Raw genomic sequence first — 24,298 nt, 5'->3', positions numbered from 1 at the left:
GGTAAAGTGGGAAGCCAGTAGTCATACTGACTTCCCCTATAGTTTACAAGCTTAGATTTTGCCATCAGCCCATTGCGCAAATGTTTTTCCCTCTTGGGCTAGCCGTTCCAGTAAAGGGGCTGGAGTCCAGTAGGTATCTCCATGCTGCTGGCGGAAAGTACATATTTTTTCGTAGATTTCCTTCAAGCCGATACTGTCGGCATAGTGCATAGGTCCTCCACGATGGGGCGGAAAGCCATAACCGTAAACATATACAACGTCTATATCACTCGGACGTTGGGCTATGCCTTCCTCCAGGATTTTGGCTCCTTCATTAATCAGCGCGAAAGTTAGGCGGTTTAGAATCTCCTCGTCGGAAATTTCCCGCCTTACAACCCCTTGGCTTTTAGCTTGGGCTTCAATGACTTTCAGTACTTCCGGGTCGCTGCTGCGAGAGCAAGTTTCGGGATCGTAGCGATAGTAGCCGGCTCCACTTTTCTGGCCCAGGCGGCCCATTTCAACCAGGGCATCTGCAATACAGTAGGTTTTTGGATCTCCTCTTTCTGATTCGCTCAGGCCCTGGCGCGCCTTGTAGCCGATATCCAGTCCCGCTAGATCTCCAACGGCGATAGGGCCCATAGCCATCCCCCAAGACTGCATAACCGAATCAATCTGCTCCGGTGTTGAGCCCTCGATTAAACACAGCTGCGACTCTCTGCCATAGGGGCGCAACATTCGATTGCCAATAAAGCCGTAACAGTTTCCCGCTAATACGGGAACTTTCTTGATCGTTTTAGCGAGTTGCATGGCAGTGGCAATTACATCGTCAGCACTTTGCGAGCCGCGAACCACTTCGAGTAGTTTCATTACATTGGCAGGGCTGAAAAAATGCATCCCTATAACATCTTGAGGCCTGTTGGTTGCAGATGCGATTTGATCAATATCCTGGTAGGAAGTGTTGGTTGCAAGGATAGTACCGGGTTTGCAGGAGTGATCCAATTTGGCAAAAATTTCCTGTTTGAGCTCCAAATTTTCAAATACGGCCTCAATGACCAGGTCTACGTCTGCTAGGTCTGCGTAGTCAGTTGTGCCGGAAATCAACGAGAGACAATGAGTTTTTTGACCTTCTGTGAGTTTCCCTTTCTGCATGCTGATAGTGTAATTCTTGTCGATCACTGCTAGCCCTCGATTTATCGCAGTTTGATCGATTTCTACCAGCTTGACTGGAATACCGACATTGGCAAAGTTCATGGCGATGCCTCCGCCCATAGTGCCTCCACCGATAATGCCTACGCTCTTTATCTCCCTGGTGGGTAGGTCTTTTGGTAAGCCTGTGACTTTGGTTGCAGTGCGCTCGGCAAAAAATAAATGCCTGAGGGCGGCCGATTGGCTGGAGAGCAGGCATTCGATAAACAGGTCGAGCTCTTTTGCGAGCCCTTGATCAAAAGGCTGGTGAACTGCGGCCTCTATACAGGTAACAATATGTTGCGGTGCAAGCTGACCTCGTGATCTCTTTTCAAGGCGCTTGCGGAAATCATCAAATAACCCCTCAGGAATGCTGTCAGGATCTATTGCGATGTCTCTGACTCGGCGCAGAGGAGCTTCATTTGTTATCAATTCACGGGTAAAGGCGAGGGCTCCCTCTAACAAGTCATCATCGATAACCCGGTCTATTAACTTCATACTTTTGGCTTTAGAGGCCGGTACTGGGCTGCCTTTTGTGATTAATTCCAGTGCAGCGGCAACACCAGCCAAGCGTGGGGTGCGCTGGGTGCCACCGGCCCCTGGCAGTAATCCCAGCTTGACTTCTGGAAGCCCCACTTTGGCCGATGCTATTGCACAGCGGTAATGGCAGGCTAGAGCGACTTCGAATCCACCGCCGAGTGCCGTGCCGTGAATGGCGGCGATCACTGGTTTACAGGAGTTTTCTATTTCCTCAATCACTTCTGATAGGGCGGGCGCCTGTGGTGGCTTGCCAAATTCCGTAATGTCCGCACCAGCGATAAAAGTTCGGCCTTCACACACTAGCACCAGGGCTTTTGATGCATCGCCTTGAGCGTTCTTAATCGCTCCCCAAATACCCTCACGCAAGCCGTGAGAGAGGGCGTTCACAGGGGGATTGTTCAATCGAATTACACCGATATCGCCAATGAGTTCATAACTTACACTAGACATTGCTATCTCCAGATCTTAAGTGACAACTGTTCGGTCTCGGTTTTATTTACATCTAATCAGGTTTATATGCGTTCTATGATTACAGCGATGCCCTGGCCGATCCCGATACACATGGTGGCCAATGCATAGCGCCCACCCGTACGTTCCAGCTGGCGCAATGCTGTCAGCAAAATACGGGCACCACTGGCACCCAGGGGGTGACCAACGGCGATGGCACCACCATTGGGATTTACCCGTGGGTCCGCATAATCAATTTCGAGCATTTTGAGGCAGCCCATAGCCTGTACTGCAAAAGCTTCGTTGAACTCCATTACATCCATATCCCCAAGCTCCAAGCCCGCCCGGGCAAGGGCTTTACGGGTAGCCGGTACCGGGCCCAACCCCATCACCCGTGGCTCTACTCCTGCAATGGCGCTGGCGAGAATTCGTGCCCTAGGTTTTAGATCCGCTGCTTGGCCGGCTTCGGTGTTACCAATAATGAGTGCCGCCGCGCCATCGTTGATGCCGGAAGCGTTGCCGGCAGTAACCACTCCATCTTCGAAAAGTGCGGGTAGGGCTTGAAGTCGCTCCAATGTTGCATTGGGACGGGGATGTTCATCTGTATCGATAAGAAGCGCTGGCTTCTTGCGGCCTTGGGGTACTTCGATGGGAATAATTTCATCGACAAAGAAGCCATCGGTACGTGCCGACTCGTATTTAGTTTGTGATGCCAATGCAAATGTATCGCACTCTTCCCGGCAAATATTCAGGTCTGATGCAATATTGTCTGCGGTCTGAGGCATGCTGTGGTTTCCATACTCAGCAACAATGTCTGGGTTGGTGAAGCGCGGGCCTAGGGTCGTATCTGCCAATACCTGATTGCGATCAAAAGCACTGTTGGCTTTGGAGAGAACCAGGGGGGCGCGACTCATTGATTCGACACCTCCCGCGATAAATAGCTCTCCTTCCGAGGCGCGAATGCAGCGAGCGGCATCTGCTATAGCGGATAAGCCGGAACCACAAAGGCGATTTACCGTTATGCCGCCTGTGGATATGGGCAATCCAGCTAGTAGGCCTGAAAATCTGGCAACGTTGCGACTGTCTTCTCCCGCCTGATTGGTATTGCCCGCAATAACGTCCTCAAAATGTTGAGGGTTAAAATTGTTTCTTTCAGTCAGGGTCCTGATGACATGGGCAAGCAGATTGTCGGGCCGGATACAGGAAAGACTGCCCCCGTGGCGGCCAAAAACACTGCGGCCGCCGTCATAAATATAGGCATGTGACATAGTGAAATTTCCGATATTGGAGTTCTAAATGCATTGAGTCATGCGGTAATTTCTTTTATTCAAACTCCAAAGCCACGGGTAAATTTTCCAGGGCTTCCTCTACATCGGCTTTACTGGAGGCTTGTTCAAGTTGAACTTTTGCTACCTGGCCAAGGGATGTATCGAAGTGGGCGGAAAACTTAGCGGTAATACTTTTTTCCTCTAATGCCTGGCCTACGACATATTCGGTAGCGCGATTGCGCAGAGCCGGTTTGAATACTTTGGCTACAGCCGTGAGTGGAATCTCATCAATAATTTCCACGCGCTTAGGAATGGCTGCACGCTCAGAAATTTGGCTGCGGCAATAGTCAATTAGTTGTTCTTCTGTGGGCGGGTTAGTGGATGGGAACAGGGTAACGTAAGCTACTGGAACTTCTCCGGCATAAGCATCTGGTTGACCAACTGCAACGGCAATAGCAACGGCAGGGTGACGGGATAATGGTTCTTCGATCAGAGCCGGATCTATATTGTGGCCGCCGCGAATAATTAAATCCTTGGCCCGTCCGGTTAAGAACAGGTTACCATCTCCATCGAGATATCCCATATCGCCGGTATTAAACCAGGACTTATCGACCCAGGCTTTAGCATTATCCTCTTCTGATAAGTAGCCAGAAAAAATATGTGGCCCGCGCGCGAGTACTATGCCCACCTCTCCTGTATTGCAGGTTCTAACCAGTCGGGTACCGTCTACTTCGGCAATTTTCATTTCCATATAAGGCAATCGCCGGCCGACGCTGCCTTCAGGGGCTTGCATATCGGTAGGAGGGCGAGCTAAAAGGCAGTTGGACTCCGTCATGCCGTAGCCATTACTGACAAGGACATTGAACTTCTCCTCAAAGGCATTCTTCAACCCCGTTGGCAGGGTGGAGGCTCCACAGCCAATATCTGTTAGACAGCTGATGTCATTGTCACCCACGGGAATTTGCAGCAATACACCGAGGATGGTGGGGACGGCGGCAAAGCCCTTCACCTGAAAACGCGCAACATGATGCCACCAATTTGGCAGGACATTGGGTGAGCGAAAACCAGAGGGTGTCATGATAACAATTGTGCGTCCGGCCAATAGGGTGCCAATACCCGCAACAACCGTACCGAAAATATGAAACAGCGGAAGTCCGCTCAGGGTAGCGAAGCGCCCTTTACTGGATGACGTATCAGCACTTAATTGAGCGACGAAGGCAATATTGCTGTGAGTTAAGCGGGCTATTTTAGGTCTTCCAGTAGTGCCCCCGGTGTGGAAATAACTAGCGGTTTCACTCCCCTGGATATAACGTTCACTCTTTAGATGATCGTCCGGCTGTTGGGATATAGCTGAGACAAAATTATCTGCGTGAATACCCGCTGGGACTGGAGTATTGCTAATTGGCTTTTTACTGATTAGTAACAGAGTTTTTAATGTGGGAACTTGCTCGAGAATTTGCGTTACTTTATCCCATATTTCCTCGCTAAGATCTTGGCCAAGAGTTACCAGGACTTTAGCCTTGGTGGTATTCATAATTTCGATTATATGTTCGGGTTCCAGCAACGGATTAATAGGGCTGGTAATACCTGCTGCCTGGCCTCCCCAAAGTGCAAAATGGGTTTCTGGCAAATTGGGTAGTAGTAAAGTCACTGTATCGGTCGGCTCAACACCGATGGAGTAAAGAAGATTGGCAGTCTGGTGCACTCGCTGGGATAACTCGAAGAAACTTACTTTAACCGTGTCTTCGTCAGGTGCGGCCGTTGGCAGGAACTCGATGGCCGAGTCATGTTGGTAGAGGCGGGCAGATTGCCGGATTAAATCAAAAGTGCTTTCCCAGGGGTATCGCTGCGAAAGGGGGACTTTTTCATACTCCTGAATTTCAGCAAGTGACTGCAACATTGTATCGGAGGATTGAATGGGCGTGATCGACATGGGGGCTTCTCTCACTTTGGTTATTATGGTGACGACCATAGCAAAAGTGAATACAGCATTCCACTCTGCGGAATAAGGTGTTAGTGTTTTACCTATTAAGAAGTGCCTAATGCATTTTTTAATGGAAAATGGCGCAAAAAAACTTATCAAAAATAAAAAGGCGCCATGTTGATGAGGTTTTTCCAGTTTTATTTTTCGAGCGGTCGATTTGTGTGCCTATCTGGAGTTGATTGGCGCTAGAAGTGCTCGGTTTTTTATTTCGATAAAGGCATTTTGCGCCAATAATTTAAATCGTTGGGATCGATTCAAAGGCAATTAAGTAATTTGTCGAGGTGAAGCTGTTAAACACTAGTTCCGCCTGTACCGGGGATCTTTCAAAAGATTGCGTATTTTTGCTGCGCAAGATTGTGATAGAAGCAGTTTGTAGGAGCTGCTGTTCAATGCGCCGACTAATAAAGGAGCAGGCGAATGAATATAGATTTTTCTCCCGAAGAGTTAGCTTTTCAGCAGGAGGTCCAGCAGTTTCTCCAAGAGAAACTTCCTGAAGATATTAGAGAGAAAACCCTGAAGGAAATCCCCCTGGAGAAAGAGGATTTTATTCGCTGGCAAAAAATACTCTATGAGCAAGGGTGGGCAGCTACGAATTGGCCGGTTGAATATGGAGGTACCGGTTGGACACCTACTCAGAAACACATTTGGGCAGACGAATGTGCTAACTATGGTGTACCAGAGTTGATTCCTTTCGGCTTAAAAATGGTTGCTCCAGTGATCTTTACCTACGGTAGTGAAGAACAAAAGCAACGATTTCTGCCTGACATCCTGGCAAGTAATGTCTGGTGGTGTCAGGGGTATTCAGAACCAAATGCTGGCTCAGATTTAGCTTCCTTAAAAACAACAGCTGTCCGTGATGGCGATGAGTATATTGTCAACGGCACCAAGACCTGGAATACCTTGGGTCACTTTGCAGACTGGATATTTTGTTTGGTTCGTACTGGTGGGCCTCAAGTAAAGAACCAGGCTGCTATCAGCTTCTTGCTAATTGATATGAAACACCCCGGTATTACGGTTTCGCCAATTATGACCTTGGGTGGTCACCATGAAGTAAATGAAGTCCATTTCAATAATGTGAGGGTGCCGGTAGAAAACCGTATTGGCGAGGAGGGGCAAGGGTGGACTTACGCCAAGGTTTTGCTAACCCATGAACGCACCGGTATTGCGCGGGTGGCAAAATCCAAGAAACGCTTACAAACGTTAAAGGATTTAGCCAAAGAGACCTGCGATGGAGAAAATAGTCTGCTTGAGAATCCGGCTTTTGCCCAAAAACTGGCCGAAGTTGAAATTGATCTCTTGGCCCTGGAGTTTACTGAACTACGTACGCTTGCGGCGGTAAGTACAGGTGGTGCCCCAGGAGCGGAATCTTCCATCCTTAAAATCAAAGGAACCGAAGTCGCTCAACTTATCGATGAACTGTATATGGAGACTGCGGGTTACTACGGAATGCCGTTTGTGAGAGAGCAGTTTAGGAGCGGGTTTGACGGAGAATGGGTGGGCCCCGGTGTTATTGCCAGCAGTGTGCCTCGTTACTTAAATAACCGTAAATCCTCAATTTATGGCGGAAGTAATGAGATCCAGAAAAATATTATCAGTAAATGGGTACTTGGCCTGTAAGTGCAGCATCTAAAGAGGACTTGAGCGATGGATTTTTCCTATAGCGAAGAGCAGCGGATGCTGCAAAGCAGTGTGAGCAAGTTTATCCAGCAGGATTATGACTTTGACCGTCGTTGTAAAATAGTGAGTAACGATATTGGCTTCAGTAAGGAAAATTGGAAGCTATTTGCGGAACTCGGCTGGTTAATGGTGCCATTTGGAAAGGATGATGGAGGCCTAGGAGGCTCCGCCGTAGACTTGATGGTGGTTATGGAGGAGTTCGGTCGAGGTTTAGTGGTTGAGCCTTTCCTGGCCAGTGTTGTTCTCAGTGGTGGTCTTATCGCTGACTGCGCCAGTGAGGTGCAAAAGCGAGAACTCCTGGGAATGTTAATGGAAGGCCAATTGCAATTGGCATTCGCTTTTACTGAGTCCCAGAGTCGCTATAACCTTACTGATATAGCCATGACTGCGGTAAAGGATGGAGACAATTACCTCCTGAATGGACATAAAGCTGTCGTTCTAAATGGTGACGTAGCAGATAAACTCTTAGTTGCTGTGCGGACTAGCGGAGTACAGCGAGATCGTGAGGGGATCACCTTACTACTTGTCGATCCTAATACAGAAGGGCTTCAGCGGCATGGATATGCCACTGTGGATGCACACCGTGCCGCCGAAATTAAATTCAATAACGTGAAAGTACCCATAGCTAATCTGATAGGGGAAGAGGGGGCGGCTTTAGGAGCTATAGAAAAGGCTGTTGATAGAGCGACGTTGGCATTGTGTGCAGAAGCTGTTGGAGCTATGGAAAGGATCTATAAGAAGACAGTTGAGTACACTAAGACGCGGGAGCAGTTTGGTGTTCCTATTGGCAAGTTCCAGGCACTACAGCACCGCATGGTGGATATGTTTACTGAGTATGAGCAAGCGCGCTCAATATTGTTGATGGCTGCGCTACAGCTTGACAGCAATAACGGAGTTGCGCCTAAGGCGATATCCGCTGCAAAAAGCCGTATTGGTAAAGCTGCGCGGTTTATCGGTCAAGAGGCGATACAGTTACATGGCGGTATAGGGGTTACTGAGGAGTTGGATGTAAGTCACTACTTTAAGCGTCTAACAACAACTCAGTACCTATTTGGCAGTACTGATTACCACACTTTACGATTTGCCAAGCTGTAAATCATAAAGCACTGACTATACGGCCAAACTCACTCTCTACTTGCCACTTTGCGAGGGCACACACATGGAAAAAGTTGTCGAGCACACCAGATCTGTGAGCATAGGTAAAGTAGAGAGTGTTTTTAAACTTCAAAAGGATGCATTTAATAGGAACCCCCACCCGAGTCTTCAGGAGCGTCTGGAAAGTTTAAAAAAATTAGAGCAATTGATCCTGGAAAACCAGAAATCCATAGCAAAGGCAATAAGCGAGGATTTTGGTAATCGTGCCATCCAGGAAACTAAAATTGCAGAGATCTATGGGTGTATCGAGGAGATTCGTTACACTCGTAAGCGCTTAAAAAAGTGGATGAAAATTCAGAAACGTCATGTGCCTTTGCTACTTCGAGGAGTAAAAAATCGCGTATTACCTCAACCAAAAGGGGTGGTTGCTATTGTTACCCCCTGGAATTACCCACTACTTCTATCTGTTGGGCCCTTGGTGAGTGCGATATCCGCAGGGAATCGCTGTATGATCAAGATGGCTGCTAACTCGCGTGCCCTTTCTGCATTATTACATCAGTTATTTAATAGATTCTTTTCAGAGGATCTGGTAGCTATTCTTCCTGGAGTGAGCGCTACGGAGTTTACAGCCCAGGCATATGATCACATGATCTTTACTGGATCTGGCAAAGTAGGAAAAGCGGTAATGCGGAGGGCTGCGGATCACCTAACTCCTGTGACATTAGAGCTGGGGGGCAAGTCGCCAGCCATAATATGTAGCGACTTTGATGAAAATATTGCTGCGGAACGTATTTTGAGCTCAAAATTCTTCAATGCGGGCCAAACTTGTGTAGCTCCAGATTATTTATTGATTCCTGAGGAGAAACTTTCAGGATTCTTGGAATCGTCTAAGAGACTTGTACCCAAATGGTATCCATCTTTAAATTCAGAAGATTATACTTCGATTATTGATGAAAAGGCGTTTAATAGGCTGAATACTTGTCTAAAGGATGCTCTGGAGAAAGGGGCTACAGTTCTGCCGTTATTAGATGTTGAAAACAATAAATGTTTGCAAAAAATTGCTCCCACCTTAGTGTTAAACCCGACAGAAGACATAAGCCTGCTACGTGAGGAGATATTTGGCCCTATTTTACCTATTCTTACGTATAGGAATCTGTCTGATACGATAGATTACATAAATAGTAAAGATAGGCCTTTAGCATTATATATTTTCAGTTCTAGCGGGGAGACTCAGGAAAAGATTATCAAAAGCACAATGTCTGGAGGTGTTTGTATCAATGACTGCGCGATTCATGTCTCCCAGGCAGACTTGCCCTTTGGTGGTATTGGGGCGAGTGGCATGGGGCAATATCACGCTTATGAGGGTTTTTTGGAGTTCTCAAAATTACGACCGATCTTTACACAAGCCAAAAAGTCAGCGGCGGTGCCTTTACGACCACCTTATGGCCAAAGATTTGATAAAATTTTCAATTTTCTACTACGCTTCAAGCTGTAGCTGTACTGGTTGAGAAGATCTGGAGTTTGAGTCGACTAATATCGGATTAACATAGCTTCGATATTGCCTACCAGGTTTTTCAACAGAGGAGCTACTTCATTTTCTAAGTATTCCGGGTTAAGTCTAAAAGCAGGTCCGCCAGCATTAAAAGTGTAAATATGACCTTGGCTTAAAGAGAGAGGTACTGCGATACCGTTGACATCGCGATTCCACTCGCCAAAAGAGCAGCAGAAGCCGCGCTGCTGGTAGCTGTTGACCGCTTCTTCAATACCGGCTTTGATCGTTGGCCATTGATCACCAGCTTTTTTCTCCAAGTAGCCATAAAAATATTCCCGTTCTTCTTGAGGGAGTGCTGCCAAAAAGGCTCGCCCGGAGCCGCTGGAAGCTATGGGTACGCGATTTCCGATTTCATGGCGAAAAGTTGTGACATTTGCTGGAGAGCAGAACTCGACAAAAATCATATCCAGCCGGTCCCGATCAGAGAGACCAACAGCGGTACCAGTAGAATTGGCGAGATCCTGCATTAAAGGCTTGGCTACCTGCCTGACTGTGAGATTTGAGACAAAAGCATAACCAAGAGCCAGGACGCCACTACCCAGCTGATATTTTTCCATTCGATCGGAGTAGGTTAGATAACCTAACTTGGTTAGAGTATAAGTCAGTCTGGAAACACTGGAGCGGGGCAGGCCAGTACGCTGGGCGATCTCCAAATTACCTAGGAAGCCATCACCTGGTTGAAAAGCTCGGAGTACATCCAACCCACGAGCTAAAGCCTCAATAAATTTTCGATCTGGTTCAGTATCTTTCTGTCTGGGAAGGTCACTTAAGGAAACCATTGGCTTAGTCCTGCTTTGTTGCTAATAAGTATATAAGTTTTGTATCCAGAGCTAAAGTGAACACCCTAAGGTTTATATGTTAATTTTGCTCCTGTCTGACTTCGAAAAATACTCATCAGGAATATATTAAACAGTGGGTGCTCTTTATGGTTAGAGTATGTGAATCTTACAGACATATATGCCCTGGAGAACCATTTTAAAATTTTCCAAGAATGATTGGAAAAATAGTTTGGCGGCGGAATCTAATTGCCGTACCTCCCTTAAATTTATATGTCTTGAAACATGATTGAATTATATTGGGGCGCTATAATTATACGAATATGGGGTGGAAGGTGCTGATTACATAGAGTGACTGACCGTTATGTTATCGCGGGTGTAACTTAACATGTGAATCTTAAATTACCTCTATGAAATAACGATTTATGGTAAAGGTAAATGTTTGAGCGTAAATATAATTTGTAGCATTGCGATCAACACTTGATATGAATTTTTAAAAGAGCTTGAACGGCTATTTATAAATGGATGTCAGGTTGGGTGTTCGATCTTACTGGCGTATAAAAAATAACTCCTGATAGTGAGATGCGGCAGGCTATTCAGGTGCGAGGTATAAGGTGAAAGTAAGATGTTCCCTAGAGAGGGTTTCATAAAGTCGTTATTAGTTTGAAGTGGTCCCTAACATTTACTTTCACGTAGCAGCTAATTCAAACCTATGGTATTAATTGTAAATGGTACACATCCTGTGTACTTAGAGTTACAGTAAGTGTTTCTATGAGGAATAGCAGTCTAACTCAGTTAATATATTAAGCCGTATGCATGGAGTTACAAATCGAGCGCAGGGCAAGGTATATCGGTTGTTCTATATGGAATGAATAGGTGGCTCATGTACGCTTGTTGTTTGAGGCTTACAAGCATTTATTTATCCATATAATTTATAATTTTTTGACCTCAAAAGAGTATATTGATTGGAGCGAAAATAATTGTGTATCACAGGTGAATGTGAGGCGACTATTATCGTTACAGCTATTCGAAATTGCTAACTTTGTACCATGTTCTGCAAGTCGGGTATCCCGTTATTGGCTAAATTTTAGACGTTTACGCTGTTGTGTCATATGATGTCGTAAAGGTTTCGTAGAGTTAAGGGAGCTTTCTAAGTACTTTAGATGGAAACTTCTAATGTGTGGGAAAGAAAGATGGATATGAACGTAAACATTGCACTAATTAAAAAAGCTCGTGAGAGCAATAATTGGACACAGCAGCAACTGGCTGATATCTGTGGCGTCAGCTTGAGAACTATACAAAGGATTGAAAAAGTTGGAGCCTGCTCACGAGAGTCATTAAGCGCACTTAGTTCTGCACTGGAATTACCTAGAGAAAAGTTATTAATAGCTAACCCAGAACCTAGTGATAAAAATAAAATGGCTGTTTACAAGTTGGCGATGTGTATTTTAACTATTGTCCATCTTTGTAGTTTGGTATCCATCTATTTTAGTAGATCAGAGCTATCTCCATATCAAATTAGCATATTTACGCTATTCATTTCTGCAGTTTATCTGGGTTCAATATCTTTAGTCCTATGGAATGGAATTCAGCGAGCAGGGTTCAAATTTCCGGAACTTTTTTGGTGAATGGAGGTGATTTTTTGACAACTGTTCGGGTTGTATTTTTATACTGTTGGATAATGAGTCACTAGTAGATATATGATAAGCAAAATATAGGGCATAGTCTGCTGCACTCTGTAGCTGTCTTATATCCCGATTTAAAATTGAGTGGGTACGCTGCGCAAGTGTGATTGCTCGGGCTTTGAAATATAGAATCTCTAATGGCTGGAAAAGTGATGGCTAAAAAGAAGTGTTAAATGTAGCTTTTTATTTTACTGGGTAGAAAAGTTAGACTGTTGTGGTCAACTCCAGCCGGACACTTCTTTAAGCACATTCCTCAAATTCGATAGGGGCTAGATCTCCCAGTGTTGTATGTATTCTGCGTGAGTTGTAATAAGCAATATAGGCTCTTACATCTGCTACCGCATCCTCCCTTGTCGGATAGAGGTTTCCCGTTAACCACTCCCGCTTCAGGCTGCTGAAGAAACGTTCAGTCGGTGCGTTGTCCCAACAATTTCCCTTACGGCTCATTGAACACACCATCCCCTGCTGACTCAATAACATTTGGTAGGTATGGCTGGCATACTGACTGCCACGATCAGAGTGATGCAGGAGACCTTTTGGGGGCGTACGCAAATTGACAGCCATCATCAACGCACGAGTTACCAGGGCCGTTTCCATCTTGCGATCTAGATGCCAACCAACAATCCGGCGCGAATAGAGATCAATCACTACCGCCAAGTACAGCCAGCCCTGCGAAGTCCAAATATATGTAATATCAGTCGTCCAAACTTGATTTTTAGCACTCGGTGAGAACTCCCTATTCAGAAGGTTCTCTGCGACAGGCAGGTGATGTTTACTGTCTGTCGTCAGTGTAAATCGCTTCTTGCGCTTTACTGCCAAGCCTAGCTTTTTCATGAGCTTGCGGACTCGATAGCGCCCGACTTCAAAGCCTTCTTTACGTAACAGCTTCATTAACCGACGACTTCCGAGACTCTGTCTAGATTCTGCAAATAGGGCCTTCAAACGATGGCATAGTTGCCATGTTTGAGCATCTATTGAGCTATTACCACGGCAACACCAATCGTAATAACTAGTCTGACTTACCTGCATTACCCGGCAGAGCACCCTAACAGGAAAGCTGCCTTGCTGTTTTTCAATAAAGCTGTACTTTATTTCATTTCTTTCGCAAAGAAGGCGCTGGCCTTTTTTAGGATTTCTTTCTCCATCCGCAACTGCTTATTTTCACGTCGTAATCGCTCTAATTCTGCGCGCTCGTCTACACCCAACCTCACACCGTCTTCTTCCTGCTCCTGTTCCTTTATCCAGCGTCGCAGGTTATTGGCTGTTGTTCCTACAGCCTCTGCTGCTTTAGAAATTGAATACCCTTGCTCAGAGACTAGCGCTACGGCGTCTTTCTTAAATTCCGGCTTGAAATGCCGACGTGTACCTTTTGTTGTCATACTTCACCTCGCTTGGTAGTTTTACCATCTTAGCGAAGTGTCCGGAAGGATTAGACCACTACAGACTTTGTATACATAATACCTTAAAGGTTAGGGGGTAAATATCCACGTGTAGTTGCCGCATAGCCTTTAGCGCTGGTTTTTTGTATATGGAGGAGTTTTCCAGATTTCTCCAATAAAAGATGCATAAAATCCTCAGCTAAATATAGTTGTCCCTTATAAATCAACTGCGCTTCCTTTTTGATAGTATCAATTGAGCAGCTCGCCTTGCTATCTTTTTGGTAGCGTGTGCTGAAATGTGTGAGAACCAGGTTGGGAATTGAAAGGCTCTCGGCAAAAGAGGCTATTTGGGTGGAATAGCTGTGCCCTACATGCCCCGCTTTCTGAGCCAAATTTTTTGCATAAGTCGATTCATGCACTAAGACATTGCAGTTGGCACAGGTATCTTTTAAAAGCTCAGGGTTATCATTGTCTCCGCAAATTATAATATTACGTGGAGGCCTCGGCTTTAGAATAAAGTCCGTTGCAGTGTATATTTTACCGTGATGAACGACATCGATACCGTTCTTTATCTTCCCCCACTGCGGTCCTTTAGGGATATCGGTGGCAAGTAAACTTTGTGTATCTAATGTAACCTCAACACATCTTTCCGTAAAACTGTACGCATAAGAGGGGACCCTGTGGGAAAGTTGTATAGTGGTTGTGGTGAACTGTCCCATTTCTATTTGGGGTAAATCTTCAACAGGAATGAAGTTGAGTTCAAATGGAAGATAGAGTTCTGTGACTGTTTGAGTTGATAGAAGCCAATCATAGACGGCCCTAGGAGCAACAAGTGTCAGTGGTCTTGTCCTTCGTTGCATTCCTGAGCTACCAAGTAGACCGGGGAGTCCGTAGCAGTGATCGCCATGCTTATGGGTGATAAAGATTGCACTTAGCCTATTTAGTGATAAGTTTGTATGTAGAATCTGCTGCTGGGTACCTTCCCCACAGTCGATCAAATACCAGTTCTTTCCCAGGCTTTCTAATAGCCCAATACCAGAAACATTCCTCTGCTTGGTCGGAGTGCCTGATGATGTCCCCAAAAACAGTATTTCCACTTAGTCGCTACCTGATTGTTTAGCAATATTGAAGATTACGCTGGCTAGGGGGCTTCCTGAGCTTTGGCTGTGATTAACTTCTGATTGATAAGCAGTGTAGAAGATGAAAAAAAGCTATTGACCTCAAGTTAGGTTTAGGTATTAAGCTCCCGTCTATTGTTTATGAGCCCGGATTTTGAGGAGACAATCGAGATGGGTACCCCCGGTATTAACTTGCAGCAATATTTAGACCGTATTAATTTTGATGGAGCCCCGGGTGCTAACTTGCAGTGTCTACAGCAGTTGTTGACCCAGCACGTACGTACGATTCCATTCGAGAACGTCACTTCATTTTTGGGAAGCCCCGTGGATATTGAGTTGGAATCTATTGAGGCCAAGTTGGTACAACAAAAACGTGGAGGTTATTGTTACGAGCAAAATGCCTTATTAGGGGCAGTGTTAGGGCAAATCGGTTTAAAAGTTACGAACCTCGCCGCACGGATACTGTGGCAAATGCCGATAGGGCATCAACCCGCTCAGTCGCATATGATTCTGATGGTGGAGCTTGAGGGTACACGCTTCCTGATAGATGCGGGATTTGGAAGTAACACTTTGACTGCACCACTCAATTTAGACTCCAGTGATCGTCAGAGCACACCGCACGGTGTTTACCGCTTTACTTTAATAGATGATGAGTACCTGTTAGAGGTTACAACCGATAGTGGTTGGCAACCTATGTACAGCTTTGACTTGAAACCTAAAACTCATGGCGATTATAAAATTGGTAGTTGGTATTGCTCAACGCACCCTAAATCCAGGTTTGTAGAGCACTTGATTGTTGCTCGGTCTTTCCCAGAGGGGCGGCATACACTTTTCAATAGACAGTTAAGCTATCAACCACTTTTAGGCTCCAAGAGTGTTGTCATGTTAGCGGATGTTGATGAGCTTCGGGCTACTTTACTGGATATCTTTGGGATAGAAGTGCCGTTTGGCAGAGAAATTGATCAAAAGTTAGGCCGGATATTTGAGTCAGACGGCATAGCGGAGCGCGTCATATGAAGAGGGTGGGTGTTGTTTACCATTCTGTATCTGGTTGCAGTAAAGTTCTTGCGGAGTCCGTGGTGGAGGGGGTTAACACGCTAGAGAAGTGTATTGGTGTTGCCCTTGAGATTCAGGGAGAGAGCATTCTTCACGGACGTTATGAAGATCAGTCATTATTAGCTCAGTTGGATCAATGTGAAGCCATAGTAATGGGTTCGCCGACCTTTATGGGTACTGTCTCCGCTCAATTCAAAGCATTTATGGATGCAGCAAGTGAGCGCTATGGAGATCGGTGCTGGCTGGATAAGTTAGCTGCAGGATTTACTGTTGGTAGTAATTTTAGTGGTGATCAGCTAGGTACCATCAGGACTCTACAGGTCTTTGCTGCACAAATGGGCATGTTGTGGGTTCCCCTGGATATTCTACCGAGCCAAGATTCCCTGGGTAGAAACCGGGGTGGTTGTCAGTCGGGCTTGGTAGCTGTCGCTGAGGGGGCTGGTGAAATTCATCAGTTGGACCGACTTACAGCCGTACATTTAGGTCGTCGAGTCGCAGGCTTAGCACTACGAACTTCCGATTTTAGAACCGCGCTTCTTGACTAGCTTTTTGCTGTTCAAAAGTAGGCTGCTGATGCAGCCTATGATGACGACAATCCCGATTAGCTGAAATCCCGCTTGGTAATTGTAGAATTTCTGTGTTGGTTGTGGAGCAAAGTCAAAAAGTCTGGCTAGTAGATTGCTGAGGGAGCGGATATAAGCGAACTCTATATCTTGATCGAGTGAGAGCCCTATGAGGGTTTGAATTACCCCTCCTAAAACAAAGCCCCCAGTTACAATAAGGGCAGAGGCAATGGCGTGCGCCTTTTCAGGAAGTTCAGATTGCACTATCGAGAGAGATAGAATTGAGCTGCTGAGGCCAAACCCTAAGAGAAAATTTGCCGCCAAAGTCCAGGAGTCCGACAAGTGAATACTCAGTAAAGCTGTGACAGCAATAATTGAGAGGAAACTAAAAGTTCTCGCTGGAATTATATAATCTCCCCGATAATGAGACCAAGCACCGACAATAAAGCTGCCGATAATGATGCCCGTTGAAATCATCGCATTGAGTAGGGCACTTTCTTTGGATGTTTCACGAAAAAAATCAACCTGGAACTGGATATTCCATAAATCAGAGTAGGCGATAATTACGCCGAAAAGGCAGGAGTAGAAGGTGAGGGCCAGCCAAAAAGCTCTTGATTTGAAGCATGAATTTAGCTTGTCAAATTGAGTGGCTTTTTTGGCAGAGAGTTCATGGGAAGAGTTTTGATTGCTGCCAATAAAAATAAATAGCAGCACAGCAAGGCAAATAAAAAATAGCGCTGCGATGAAGTAGGGCTCCCGGAATGAGACTTCGGTATCGAACAAACCGATAAGTAATGAGAGTGAAGCTGCTGCGAAATTAGCTAGTCCTTGGCTAACAGCGGCCATTAGTGAAAACTTATTAGGTAAATCCCGTCCGATAACATAGATAACTCCCAAGAAGCTACTGGATAATCCAAGTGCGACTAAGAGCTGCCCTGTAAGGGCTGTTCCGAAAGAATGACTGCTGGCAAAAATTACACAGCCGCTAGCGGCGAGGGCGGCTGAGATACCCAGTAAATACCGTGGACTTATAGGGCCCAATAGTGAGCCAAGTGTCAGTTGACCAATAGAATAGGCGACAAAGTAATATCCTCCCAGCATCCCTAAGCTTTGATGGTTGAGATTGAGTTCTTGAGTGAGGCTAGGTGATAGTAGGGCAAATAGGATTGAGTTGGTTACGCTGGCGCTGAAAAATATGACTGCAACTGTCCAAGACGCGTAGCGGAAGTGTTTCTGCCCCATAGGCTTTTCTTTATCGGTGTCTATTGCCACGTCTCGGCCTTGGGCTTCACTCCTCAGCTCCTGCTTATGATTGCAGCGACCAATAGGGATAAAGCGCTAGGGTTTTAAATGGATATGAAACAAGTCGCATTAGATAGATCTTAGAGCAATTAGGAGCCGTAGCCCGAACACAAGTAGTTGATAGTAAGCAGGATTGAAATCGATCGGGCAGCTAGGTTTGATCAAAGTATCGCCAACGGCTGTTGAAGTTGAATGCTATTTGCTAGGCGGTGCCGTATTGAGGAGCTTTAATAGACTCTTTATTCAAAAGAATACACTTACAAAGTCGTTATCACGTGATTTCATCTCCCCAATAGAAACATTCCGTGGCTCGTTATCAGGTGGAAGGGATGTGAGCAGTGTGAACGCTGTTGGCATCTTGATACTGGAGGTGAGATCGTGCTTCGGGACTGGGCTTTAATGAGTATGCAACCCTGGCAATCGATGGTGGCCCATGCGTCGAAAGTCTTTCTTGGCTAGCCGTATTAATGCCGTGAGTGATGGCGTTTTTGCCATTGCTATGACGCTGTTGGTTTTTAATATCCAGATTCCCGATCTGGAGGATATAAAGCCGGGCGAGGATTTCCACAGCAATATTCTTCAGCAGTTGCCCCACTTTTTTTCCTGGATACTGAGCTTTGCGATTCTCTGTCGGCTATGGCTTACCCACAATCATCTGATGTCGGACCACCAATTTAAATCGGTTGCCTTTACCAGTTTTAACTTTTTGCTATTGGGGGCGGTGGCGTTTATTCCTTTTCCAGCAAGTTTGATGGGGGAGTATCCAGACCAGGTTTGGTCAGTGATCTTATTGTCAGCCAGCTACGCGGTGGCCGCTATCGCAATTGCGGGTATGTGGTGTGTCGCTGCGAACCGAACGAACGTATCCGCGCACCGTGTACTAGTGGTCAGCATGGTGATGTTGTGTACCAGTATCCTGGCGTGCTTGTTGACCCTTTTCAATCCCTATTGGGGGCTTGGGCTCTGGATAGTATATGTGTTGGGGATAGCGCCTTTGGCTCACTTTGTCGAGAAGCGCTATGCCCCAGTAGAGAGTTGAGATGGGGCTGGGCCTGCCATATGGGTGCTGGTGGCAGGCCTCAAAATGGTCAAATCAGGCCGCGCACCATTTTGATGTGGGGAATTCCCGCTTCGTAAAACACGTCGCCTTCCACCTCAAACCCAGCCTGCAAGTAAAACCCCTCGGCATGTTGCTGTGCATGTAAATAGACTTGCTGAAAGTTTTGTTCCTTCGCCCGCTCACAGATGGCCTGCAATAGCTGGGCCCCGATGCCGCATCCGCGTGAAGATTTCTGTACAGCCATACGACCAATTTTTCCGCCTTGGGTGAGGCGCCCGGTGGCAACTGGGATTGTTTCGCGGAAGACGAGGAAGTGCTGGGATGTCTCCTCTTGATCATCCCATTCCAGGTCCGCAGGTACCTGTTGTTCCTGTACAAAAACTGCTTCGCGAATTGAACGAATTGCGTCCCGGTCAGTGTTCCAATCCGCTAGGCGTATAGCTACTGGCATCTCAGAAATCCTCAGGAGGGTAGATCAAGGTGCCCTGTGCAACCAGCTGATCGAGAAGGGCGCTGTCTTCGGCTATTTCCGGGAAGGCTTCGATATCATCCCAGGAAATTTCATGGGATTCAGCAAACTGCTCGGCAAACGCCAGGGGGCAGGGGAAGGCTTCACCATCAACAAACAAAGTGGCTGGCTCGCGGCAAAAGGCGGTGCGGGAAGCGGGATTTAAAACCAGTTGTGCTCCCCGGGGCATTTGTTCGCGCCAGTCTGCAGCATCGTCAGCATCCAGGGCGACAGTATCCGGGTATTTTGCTTCGGTCATAACCGCACCAAACCACTGGGCGATTTTCTCCGGCTGCTGCAGCCATTCGCCGAGTTGTTGTTGCAGGCGGGCAACAGAGGTGGGGTCAATTTCCGCTGGGTTTTTCGCCACTTCAGCACCGGCATCGGTGTAACGCTGGCTGTCCGGCAAATCCATAGCGATTTCAGCGGCGAGATCTTCGAGGGTCGCCGCGGCGGAAGGCGCGCGGAAACCAATAGAGATCGTGGTGCACCCACCTTCGGCTATTCCCCAATGGCTGTATTGGGGCGGCAAGTAAAGCATATCGCCGGGCTCTAGTACCCAGCTGTTTTCTGCTTCGAATTCTTTCAGGATATTGAGGCGCGTTCCTTCCAGGCGGGGATTGCTTTCATCCACCTTGGGGCCTTGTTGCCACAAACGCTTGCCTTCGGCCTGGAGAAGAAACACATCGTAGTGATCGTAGTGGGGACCAACGCTGCCCTTATCGGCGGCGTAACTGATCATCACATCATCCAGCCGCCAGTCGGGGATAAAGCGGAAGAAATCTTTTAGTTCAGCAATTTCTGACATCCACTGATCGACAGCTTGTACCAGCAGGGTCCAGTGGGTTTTAGGGAGGGAGAGAAAATCCTCTTCAGTGAATGGACCGGTGCGCAGCTCCCAGGGGCCGCTCTCACCATTTTCCAATACCAAGCGAGACTCGACCGCTTCCTCCAGGGCCATACCAGCGAGTTCTTCACCCGAGATGGGTGATTCAAAGTTGGCGAAAGCATTGCGTATCAGCAGGGGTTTCTGCTGCCAGTAGTCACGCATAAAAACTTCGATGGGCATGTCGCCAAGATGGGTAAGGGGGCTGGCCACGGTAACTCTCACTGTCAGAAGGCTGGGGTTTGTATCTGGATATTCTGAGGTTCGGAAACTATCCAGCGTACTTTTGTATTTTTTAAAAGATGACCAGCCGCACTGGGTGCGGCTGGTAGCTGGGCTCGGTTAAATTTTGCGAGCTTGTTCTACGGCGTTACCGATATAGGATGCCGGAGTCATTTCCAGCAGATCGCTCTTGGCTTCTGCGGGAATCTCCAGGTTCTCGATAAATACTTTCAGGGTTTCACGGGTGATGCCCTGGCCACGGGTAAGGGCCTTCAGTTTTTCGTAAGGCTCTTCAATGTTGTAGCGACGCATAACCGTTTGGATCGGTTCTGCCAACACTTCCCATGAATTATCCAGGTCTTCCGCTAGGCGCTCGCGGTTGATTTCCAGTTTGCCCAGGCCTTTCATGGTGGCGGCATAGGCAATGGCAGAGTAGCCCGCACCCACCCCCATATTGCGCAGCACGGTGGAGTCTGTCAGGTCGCGCTGCCAGCGGGATACTGGAAGTTTGGCTGCCAGGTGCTGGAATACGGCGTTGGCGATACCCAGATTGCCTTCGGAGTTTTCGAAGTCAATGGGGTTAACTTTGTGCGGCATGGTGGAGGAGCCAACTTCACCGGCTACGACTTTTTGCTTGAAGTAACCCAGGGAGATGTAGCCCCATACATCGCGGTCAAAATCGATCAGGATGGTGTTAAAGCGGGCAACAGCGTCGAACAGCTCAGCAATGTAGTCGTGGGGCTCGATCTGGGTGGTGTAGGGGTTCCAGCTAAGGCCCAGAGAAGAAATGAATTCTTCAGCATTTTGCTCCCAATCAATATTGGGATAGGCGGACAGGTGAGCGTTGTAATTACCTACCGCACCGTTAATTTTACCCAGCAGCGGTACCGCTTTAATCTGGGCTACCTGGCGGCGTAGGCGCGCGGCCACGTTGGCAAGTTCTTTACCAACAGTAGACGGGCTGGCAGTCTGGCCGTGAGTACGGGACAGCATGGGTACGTCGGCAAAGTCCTGGGCCAGGCCTACGATAGCGTCAATCAGGGCTTCCATCGCAGGCAACATGACGTTGTCGCGGCCGGCGCGAAGCATCAGGGCGTGGGATAGGTTATTGATGTCCTCAGAGGTGCAGGCAAAGTGTACGAATTCACTCACTTTTGCCAGCTGGGCATTGCTGCTGATTTTATCCTTGAGGAAGTATTCAACCGCTTTTACATCGTGGTTCGTGGTGCGCTCGATTTCCTTGATGCGCTCAGCATCTTCCAGGGAGAAGTCGGCCACAATGCTGTCGAGCAGCTTGTTGGCAGCTTCGTCGAACTGCTCAACTTCGGCGATCTCTTTATGTGCGGAAAGTTTTTGCAGCCAGCGTACTTCCACTTCAACGCGGGCGCGGATCAGGCCGTATTCACTGAAAATTTCACGCAGGGGGGCAGTCTTGCTCTCGTAGCGACCATCAATAGGGGATACCGCTGTGAGTGCGGAAAGCTCAACTGTCATAGTAAATCTCCGGGATTAGTGTTCTATAGATTCGATATGTGCGATCAATTCGTTGGTCGCATTCAAAAGCTTTTTGCGCTGGAACAGAAGGTGCAGGCGACGCCCACCCAGCTGTCGCCATAGGGTTGCCGAGCGGATGCCGGCAAATAGCATGGAGCGAATTTGATTGGCGATACGCTGCTGTTGCAGGTAATTGAAGTCACCCAGTACTTGAATCCGGAAGCGGAAGGTACCTAGCGTATCGCTGTAGATGCTGGCGAGGTTGGAAAATACATTCTCGTGAGTCAGCTCGAAGTGCTCTGCTTGAGTCTTGGCCTTATCCAATCGGCTGCCAATGATTGATAGCAGGTCATTATTCTTGCTGAGTTGTCGCTGCAGGTAGATCACCGAGAGGGCGTAGCGTAGACCGTCGGTATATTCCGGGTGTTGCCGGGTCTTTAGTATTTGCTGCGATACTTTTAAGCCGGGCAGCAGCTTGTCTGCACCGGCGAATATATCTTCAGTGCGATCAGGGTTTAGTTGGAAGAGGCTATATACCCCGGTTTCCAGCTGTTCCTGCGGTGCAGAGCCTGTTTTGGCCAGGCGCTCCACCAGTGTTGCGGATTGGAATATTCCTGCCAGTGCCAGTGCCTGATCCCGCCAGTTATTCAAAATTACTCCTTAATCTTTCTTGTATTTTTCCGGTACTGCGGCGCCAACTCCCGTGGCTTTCTCGATCACCGCACCACCGAGACAGGTTTCTCCATCGTACAGTACCAGAGATTGTCCCGGTGTGATTGCGCGTTGTGGCTCGTCGAACTCTACAACCAAATCGCCATTGTCCTGCAGGTGCACGGTGCAATCCTGATCTGGTTGGCGATAGCGGGTCTTGGCCTGGCAGCGGAAGGTTTTGCCCGGTGCTGCGCCATTAATCCAGTGGGTCTGTGTTGCTTCCAGCCCCGTTGCATAAAGCAGGGGGTGGTGTGCACCCTGGGCCACAATCAAGACATTGCGCTCCAGATTTTTTCCGACAACATACCAGGGCTGTTCGCCTGCACCTTTGACGCCGCCAATACCGAGCCCCTGGCGCTGGCCAATGGTGTGGTACATCAGGCCCGCGTGGCGCCCCATGACTTCACCCTCTGGGGTTTCCATATCGCCGGGCTGGGCGGGCAGGTACTGCTCGAGGAAATCCTTGAAGCGGCGCTCGCCGATAAAGCAGATGCCGGTGCTGTCTTTCTTGTTGTGGGTGATAAAGCCGTTTTCTTCAGCGATATGGCGAACCTCGGGCTTCTCCAGCTCTCCTAGAGGAAAGAGTGAGCGGGCAAATTCGGCTTCTCCCACCGCATGCAGGAAGTAGCTCTGGTCTTTGTTACCGTCGAGGCCCTTCAATAAATAGGTGCGGCCATCGATATCGCGGCGACGGGTATAGTGCCCGGTGGCTATTGCATCGGCACCCAGCACTTCGGCGTACTCAAGAAAGACCTTAAATTTTATTTCCCGGTTACACAGGATGTCCGGATTGGGAGTGCGCCCGGCTTTATACTCTGCCAGGAAGTACTCAAATACGTGATCCCAGTACTCCGCAGCAAAGTTGGCGGTGTGCAACTTGATGCCCAATTTCTCACAAACTGCCTGGGCATCAGCCAGGTCTGCCTTGGCGGTACAGTATTCTGTGCCGTCGTCTTCATCCCAGTTTTTCATAAACAGGCCTTCCACTTGATAGCCCTGCTGGATCAGCAGGTGTGCGGCTACAGAGGAATCCACACCGCCGGACATACCGACGATGACGCGCTTTGGCTGTTTGTTGTGGGTGGAATCAGGCATAAGAAGGACAGTCACTACTTCACTGGTATGAAAGGGGGGCGAATTTTACCTGCGAACGCCCCATTTGACCAAGACCGCTTTGATCTTCCGTTATAGATTATCGCTTTCGGCGCGGTCGATTGCGGTTGTTTGCCGGCTTTGTTCGGGGCTTGGGAGCGCTAAAAACCTCCTCCATTCGATACTCGCCAGGCTTTAATGAGTCGAGCTTCCAGCTGCCTATCGCCACCCGGATTAGCCGCAGGGTAGGGAAGCCTACCGCCGCAGTCATCCGCCTTACCTGGCGATTCCGCCCCTCAGAGATAGTCAGCTCCAGCCAGCTGGTTGGGATCGATTTGCGTTCGCGAATTGGCGGCGTGCGGGGCCAGGGCTCCATATCAGGCAGGCGCTTGGCCTTGGCAGGTGCGGTTCGGCCATCCTTCAGGTCGACCCCTTGCCTGAGCATATAAAGGGCATCATCAGTAATTTCACCCTCCACCTGGGCCCAATAGGTTTTGGGCATTTTCCGCTTGGGGTGACTGATTTGATGTTGTAGCGCTCCATCATCAGTCAGTAGTAGTAATCCTTCAGAATCGTAGTCCAGGCGGCCCGCCGCATAGAATCCCTTGTGCTGGATAAAGTTAGCCAAAGTGGCGCGATCCTGATCATCTGTAAATTGGCTTAATACGCCAAAAGGCTTGTTGAGGAGAATAATCTTTGCCATAAGAAAAATTGAGTAT

The 24,298-nt window shown here is 47.8% G+C and carries 20 protein-coding genes; 7 read left to right on the top strand and 13 right to left on the bottom strand.

Annotated features, from left to right (window positions below):
* Positions 1-51 precede the first annotated feature (51 nt).
* The 3 genes from ACJJI8_RS19200 to ACJJI8_RS19190 all read right to left on the bottom strand — a co-directional run bounded on the left by ACJJI8_RS19200 (position 52) and on the right by ACJJI8_RS19190 (position 5,352).
* A complete protein-coding gene (locus ACJJI8_RS19200) occupies positions 52-2,154 on the bottom strand; it encodes a 3-hydroxyacyl-CoA dehydrogenase NAD-binding domain-containing protein (protein ID WP_444933398.1) in 2,103 nt (700 codons plus the stop codon).
* A 62-nt stretch (positions 2,155-2,216) separates the two neighbouring features.
* On the bottom strand, positions 2,217-3,419 hold the full coding sequence (locus tag ACJJI8_RS19195; RefSeq protein WP_444933397.1) for a 3-oxoadipyl-CoA thiolase: 1,203 nt from the start codon (positions 3,417-3,419) through the stop codon (positions 2,217-2,219).
* Positions 3,420-3,474: 55 nt separating this feature from the next.
* Positions 3,475-5,352, bottom strand: a complete 1,878-nt coding sequence (locus ACJJI8_RS19190; protein WP_444933396.1) for an acyl-CoA synthetase — start codon at positions 5,350-5,352, stop codon at positions 3,475-3,477.
* Between the two features lie 468 nt (positions 5,353-5,820).
* On the opposite strand from ACJJI8_RS19190, the gene ACJJI8_RS19185 reads away from it, so the two are divergent.
* From ACJJI8_RS19185 to ACJJI8_RS19175, 3 genes are all read left to right on the top strand, one after another.
* Entirely contained in the window at positions 5,821-7,020 is a 1,200-nt protein-coding gene (locus ACJJI8_RS19185; RefSeq protein WP_444933395.1) for an acyl-CoA dehydrogenase family protein, read from the top strand.
* Between the two features lie 27 nt (positions 7,021-7,047).
* Positions 7,048-8,175: an acyl-CoA dehydrogenase family protein gene (locus ACJJI8_RS19180; RefSeq protein WP_444933394.1), complete on the top strand. Its 1,128-nt coding sequence runs from the start codon at positions 7,048-7,050 to the stop codon at positions 8,173-8,175.
* 64 nt (positions 8,176-8,239) lie between these two features.
* A complete protein-coding gene (locus ACJJI8_RS19175; RefSeq protein WP_444933393.1) occupies positions 8,240-9,670 on the top strand; it encodes a coniferyl aldehyde dehydrogenase in 1,431 nt (476 codons plus the stop codon).
* A gap of 35 nt (positions 9,671-9,705) precedes the next feature.
* On the opposite strand, the gene ACJJI8_RS19170 is transcribed toward ACJJI8_RS19175, so the two are convergent.
* Positions 9,706-10,506, bottom strand: coding sequence for an IclR family transcriptional regulator (locus tag ACJJI8_RS19170; protein ID WP_444933392.1), 801 nt, complete (start codon positions 10,504-10,506; stop codon positions 9,706-9,708).
* Positions 10,507-11,696: 1,190 nt separating this feature from the next.
* Between ACJJI8_RS19170 and ACJJI8_RS19165 the strand changes: the two genes are divergently transcribed.
* A complete protein-coding gene (locus tag ACJJI8_RS19165; RefSeq protein ID WP_444933391.1) occupies positions 11,697-12,131 on the top strand; it encodes a helix-turn-helix domain-containing protein in 435 nt (144 codons plus the stop codon).
* A 297-nt stretch (positions 12,132-12,428) separates the two neighbouring features.
* Here the strand turns inward: ACJJI8_RS19165 and ACJJI8_RS19160 are convergent.
* Both ACJJI8_RS19160 and ACJJI8_RS19155 read right to left on the bottom strand, forming a co-directional pair.
* Positions 12,429-13,567 (bottom strand): IS3 family transposase gene (locus ACJJI8_RS19160; protein ID WP_444933390.1). Its coding sequence is split into 2 segments (ribosomal slippage): positions 12,429-13,318 and positions 13,318-13,567, totalling 1,140 coding nucleotides; the frame shifts between segments, so codons are not numbered across the junction.
* A gap of 83 nt (positions 13,568-13,650) precedes the next feature.
* Positions 13,651-14,664 (bottom strand): MBL fold metallo-hydrolase, encoded by a 1,014-nt coding sequence (locus ACJJI8_RS19155; protein WP_444933389.1) that lies wholly within the window; start codon positions 14,662-14,664, stop codon positions 13,651-13,653.
* Positions 14,665-14,856: 192 nt separating this feature from the next.
* Here ACJJI8_RS19155 and ACJJI8_RS19150 point away from each other — a divergent pair, with 192 nt between their 5' ends.
* Together ACJJI8_RS19150 and ACJJI8_RS19145 are read left to right on the top strand one after the other, a co-directional pair.
* Positions 14,857-15,702 (top strand): arylamine N-acetyltransferase family protein, encoded by an 846-nt coding sequence (locus tag ACJJI8_RS19150; RefSeq protein WP_444933388.1) that lies wholly within the window; start codon positions 14,857-14,859, stop codon positions 15,700-15,702.
* Positions 15,699-16,286: a flavodoxin family protein gene (locus tag ACJJI8_RS19145; RefSeq protein ID WP_444933387.1), complete on the top strand. Its 588-nt coding sequence runs from the start codon at positions 15,699-15,701 to the stop codon at positions 16,284-16,286. Before ACJJI8_RS19150 ends, ACJJI8_RS19145 begins: the two co-directional genes overlap by 4 nt.
* Here ACJJI8_RS19145 and ACJJI8_RS19140 read toward each other — a convergent pair.
* Positions 16,248-17,546 carry an MFS transporter gene (locus tag ACJJI8_RS19140; RefSeq protein WP_444933386.1) on the bottom strand — a complete coding sequence of 433 codons (1,299 nt, stop codon included), beginning with the start codon at positions 17,544-17,546 and terminating at the stop codon, positions 16,248-16,250. The genes ACJJI8_RS19145 and ACJJI8_RS19140 overlap by 39 nt on opposite strands.
* Before the next feature lie 493 nt (positions 17,547-18,039).
* Between ACJJI8_RS19140 and ACJJI8_RS19135 the strand changes: the two genes are divergently transcribed.
* On the top strand, positions 18,040-18,645 hold the full coding sequence (locus tag ACJJI8_RS19135; RefSeq protein ID WP_444897520.1) for a TMEM175 family protein: 606 nt from the start codon (positions 18,040-18,042) through the stop codon (positions 18,643-18,645).
* Positions 18,646-18,694: 49 nt separating this feature from the next.
* On the opposite strand, the gene ACJJI8_RS19130 is transcribed toward ACJJI8_RS19135, so the two are convergent.
* The 6 genes from ACJJI8_RS19130 to ACJJI8_RS19105 form a co-directional block, all read right to left on the bottom strand.
* Entirely contained in the window at positions 18,695-19,117 is a 423-nt protein-coding gene (locus ACJJI8_RS19130) for a GNAT family N-acetyltransferase (protein WP_444913226.1), read from the bottom strand.
* Position 19,118: 1 nt separating this feature from the next.
* Complete coding sequence (locus tag ACJJI8_RS19125) at positions 19,119-20,273, bottom strand: JmjC domain-containing protein (protein ID WP_444933385.1); 1,155 nt, start codon at positions 20,271-20,273, stop codon at positions 19,119-19,121.
* Positions 20,274-20,402: 129 nt separating this feature from the next.
* The gene (purB, locus tag ACJJI8_RS19120) at positions 20,403-21,776 is read right to left on the bottom strand and encodes an adenylosuccinate lyase (RefSeq protein WP_413662229.1); all 1,374 of its coding nucleotides are present in this window, start codon (positions 21,774-21,776) and stop codon (positions 20,403-20,405) included.
* 15 nt (positions 21,777-21,791) lie between these two features.
* Positions 21,792-22,430, bottom strand: coding sequence for a high frequency lysogenization protein HflD (hflD, locus tag ACJJI8_RS19115; RefSeq protein WP_413665869.1), 639 nt, complete (start codon positions 22,428-22,430; stop codon positions 21,792-21,794).
* Positions 22,431-22,436: 6 nt separating this feature from the next.
* Complete coding sequence (mnmA, locus tag ACJJI8_RS19110) at positions 22,437-23,582, bottom strand: tRNA 2-thiouridine(34) synthase MnmA (RefSeq protein WP_444933384.1); 1,146 nt, start codon at positions 23,580-23,582, stop codon at positions 22,437-22,439.
* Positions 23,583-23,679: 97 nt separating this feature from the next.
* Entirely contained in the window at positions 23,680-24,282 is a 603-nt protein-coding gene (locus ACJJI8_RS19105) for a pseudouridine synthase (protein WP_444928047.1), read from the bottom strand.
* Between the last annotated feature and the right edge of the window lie 16 nt (positions 24,283-24,298).

This window comes from Microbulbifer maximicatervae (SeqCode) (assembly GCF_052467695.1).
The sequence above is the reverse complement of the archived record's forward strand: the minus strand, read 5'-3'. Positions and strand labels throughout refer to the sequence as shown.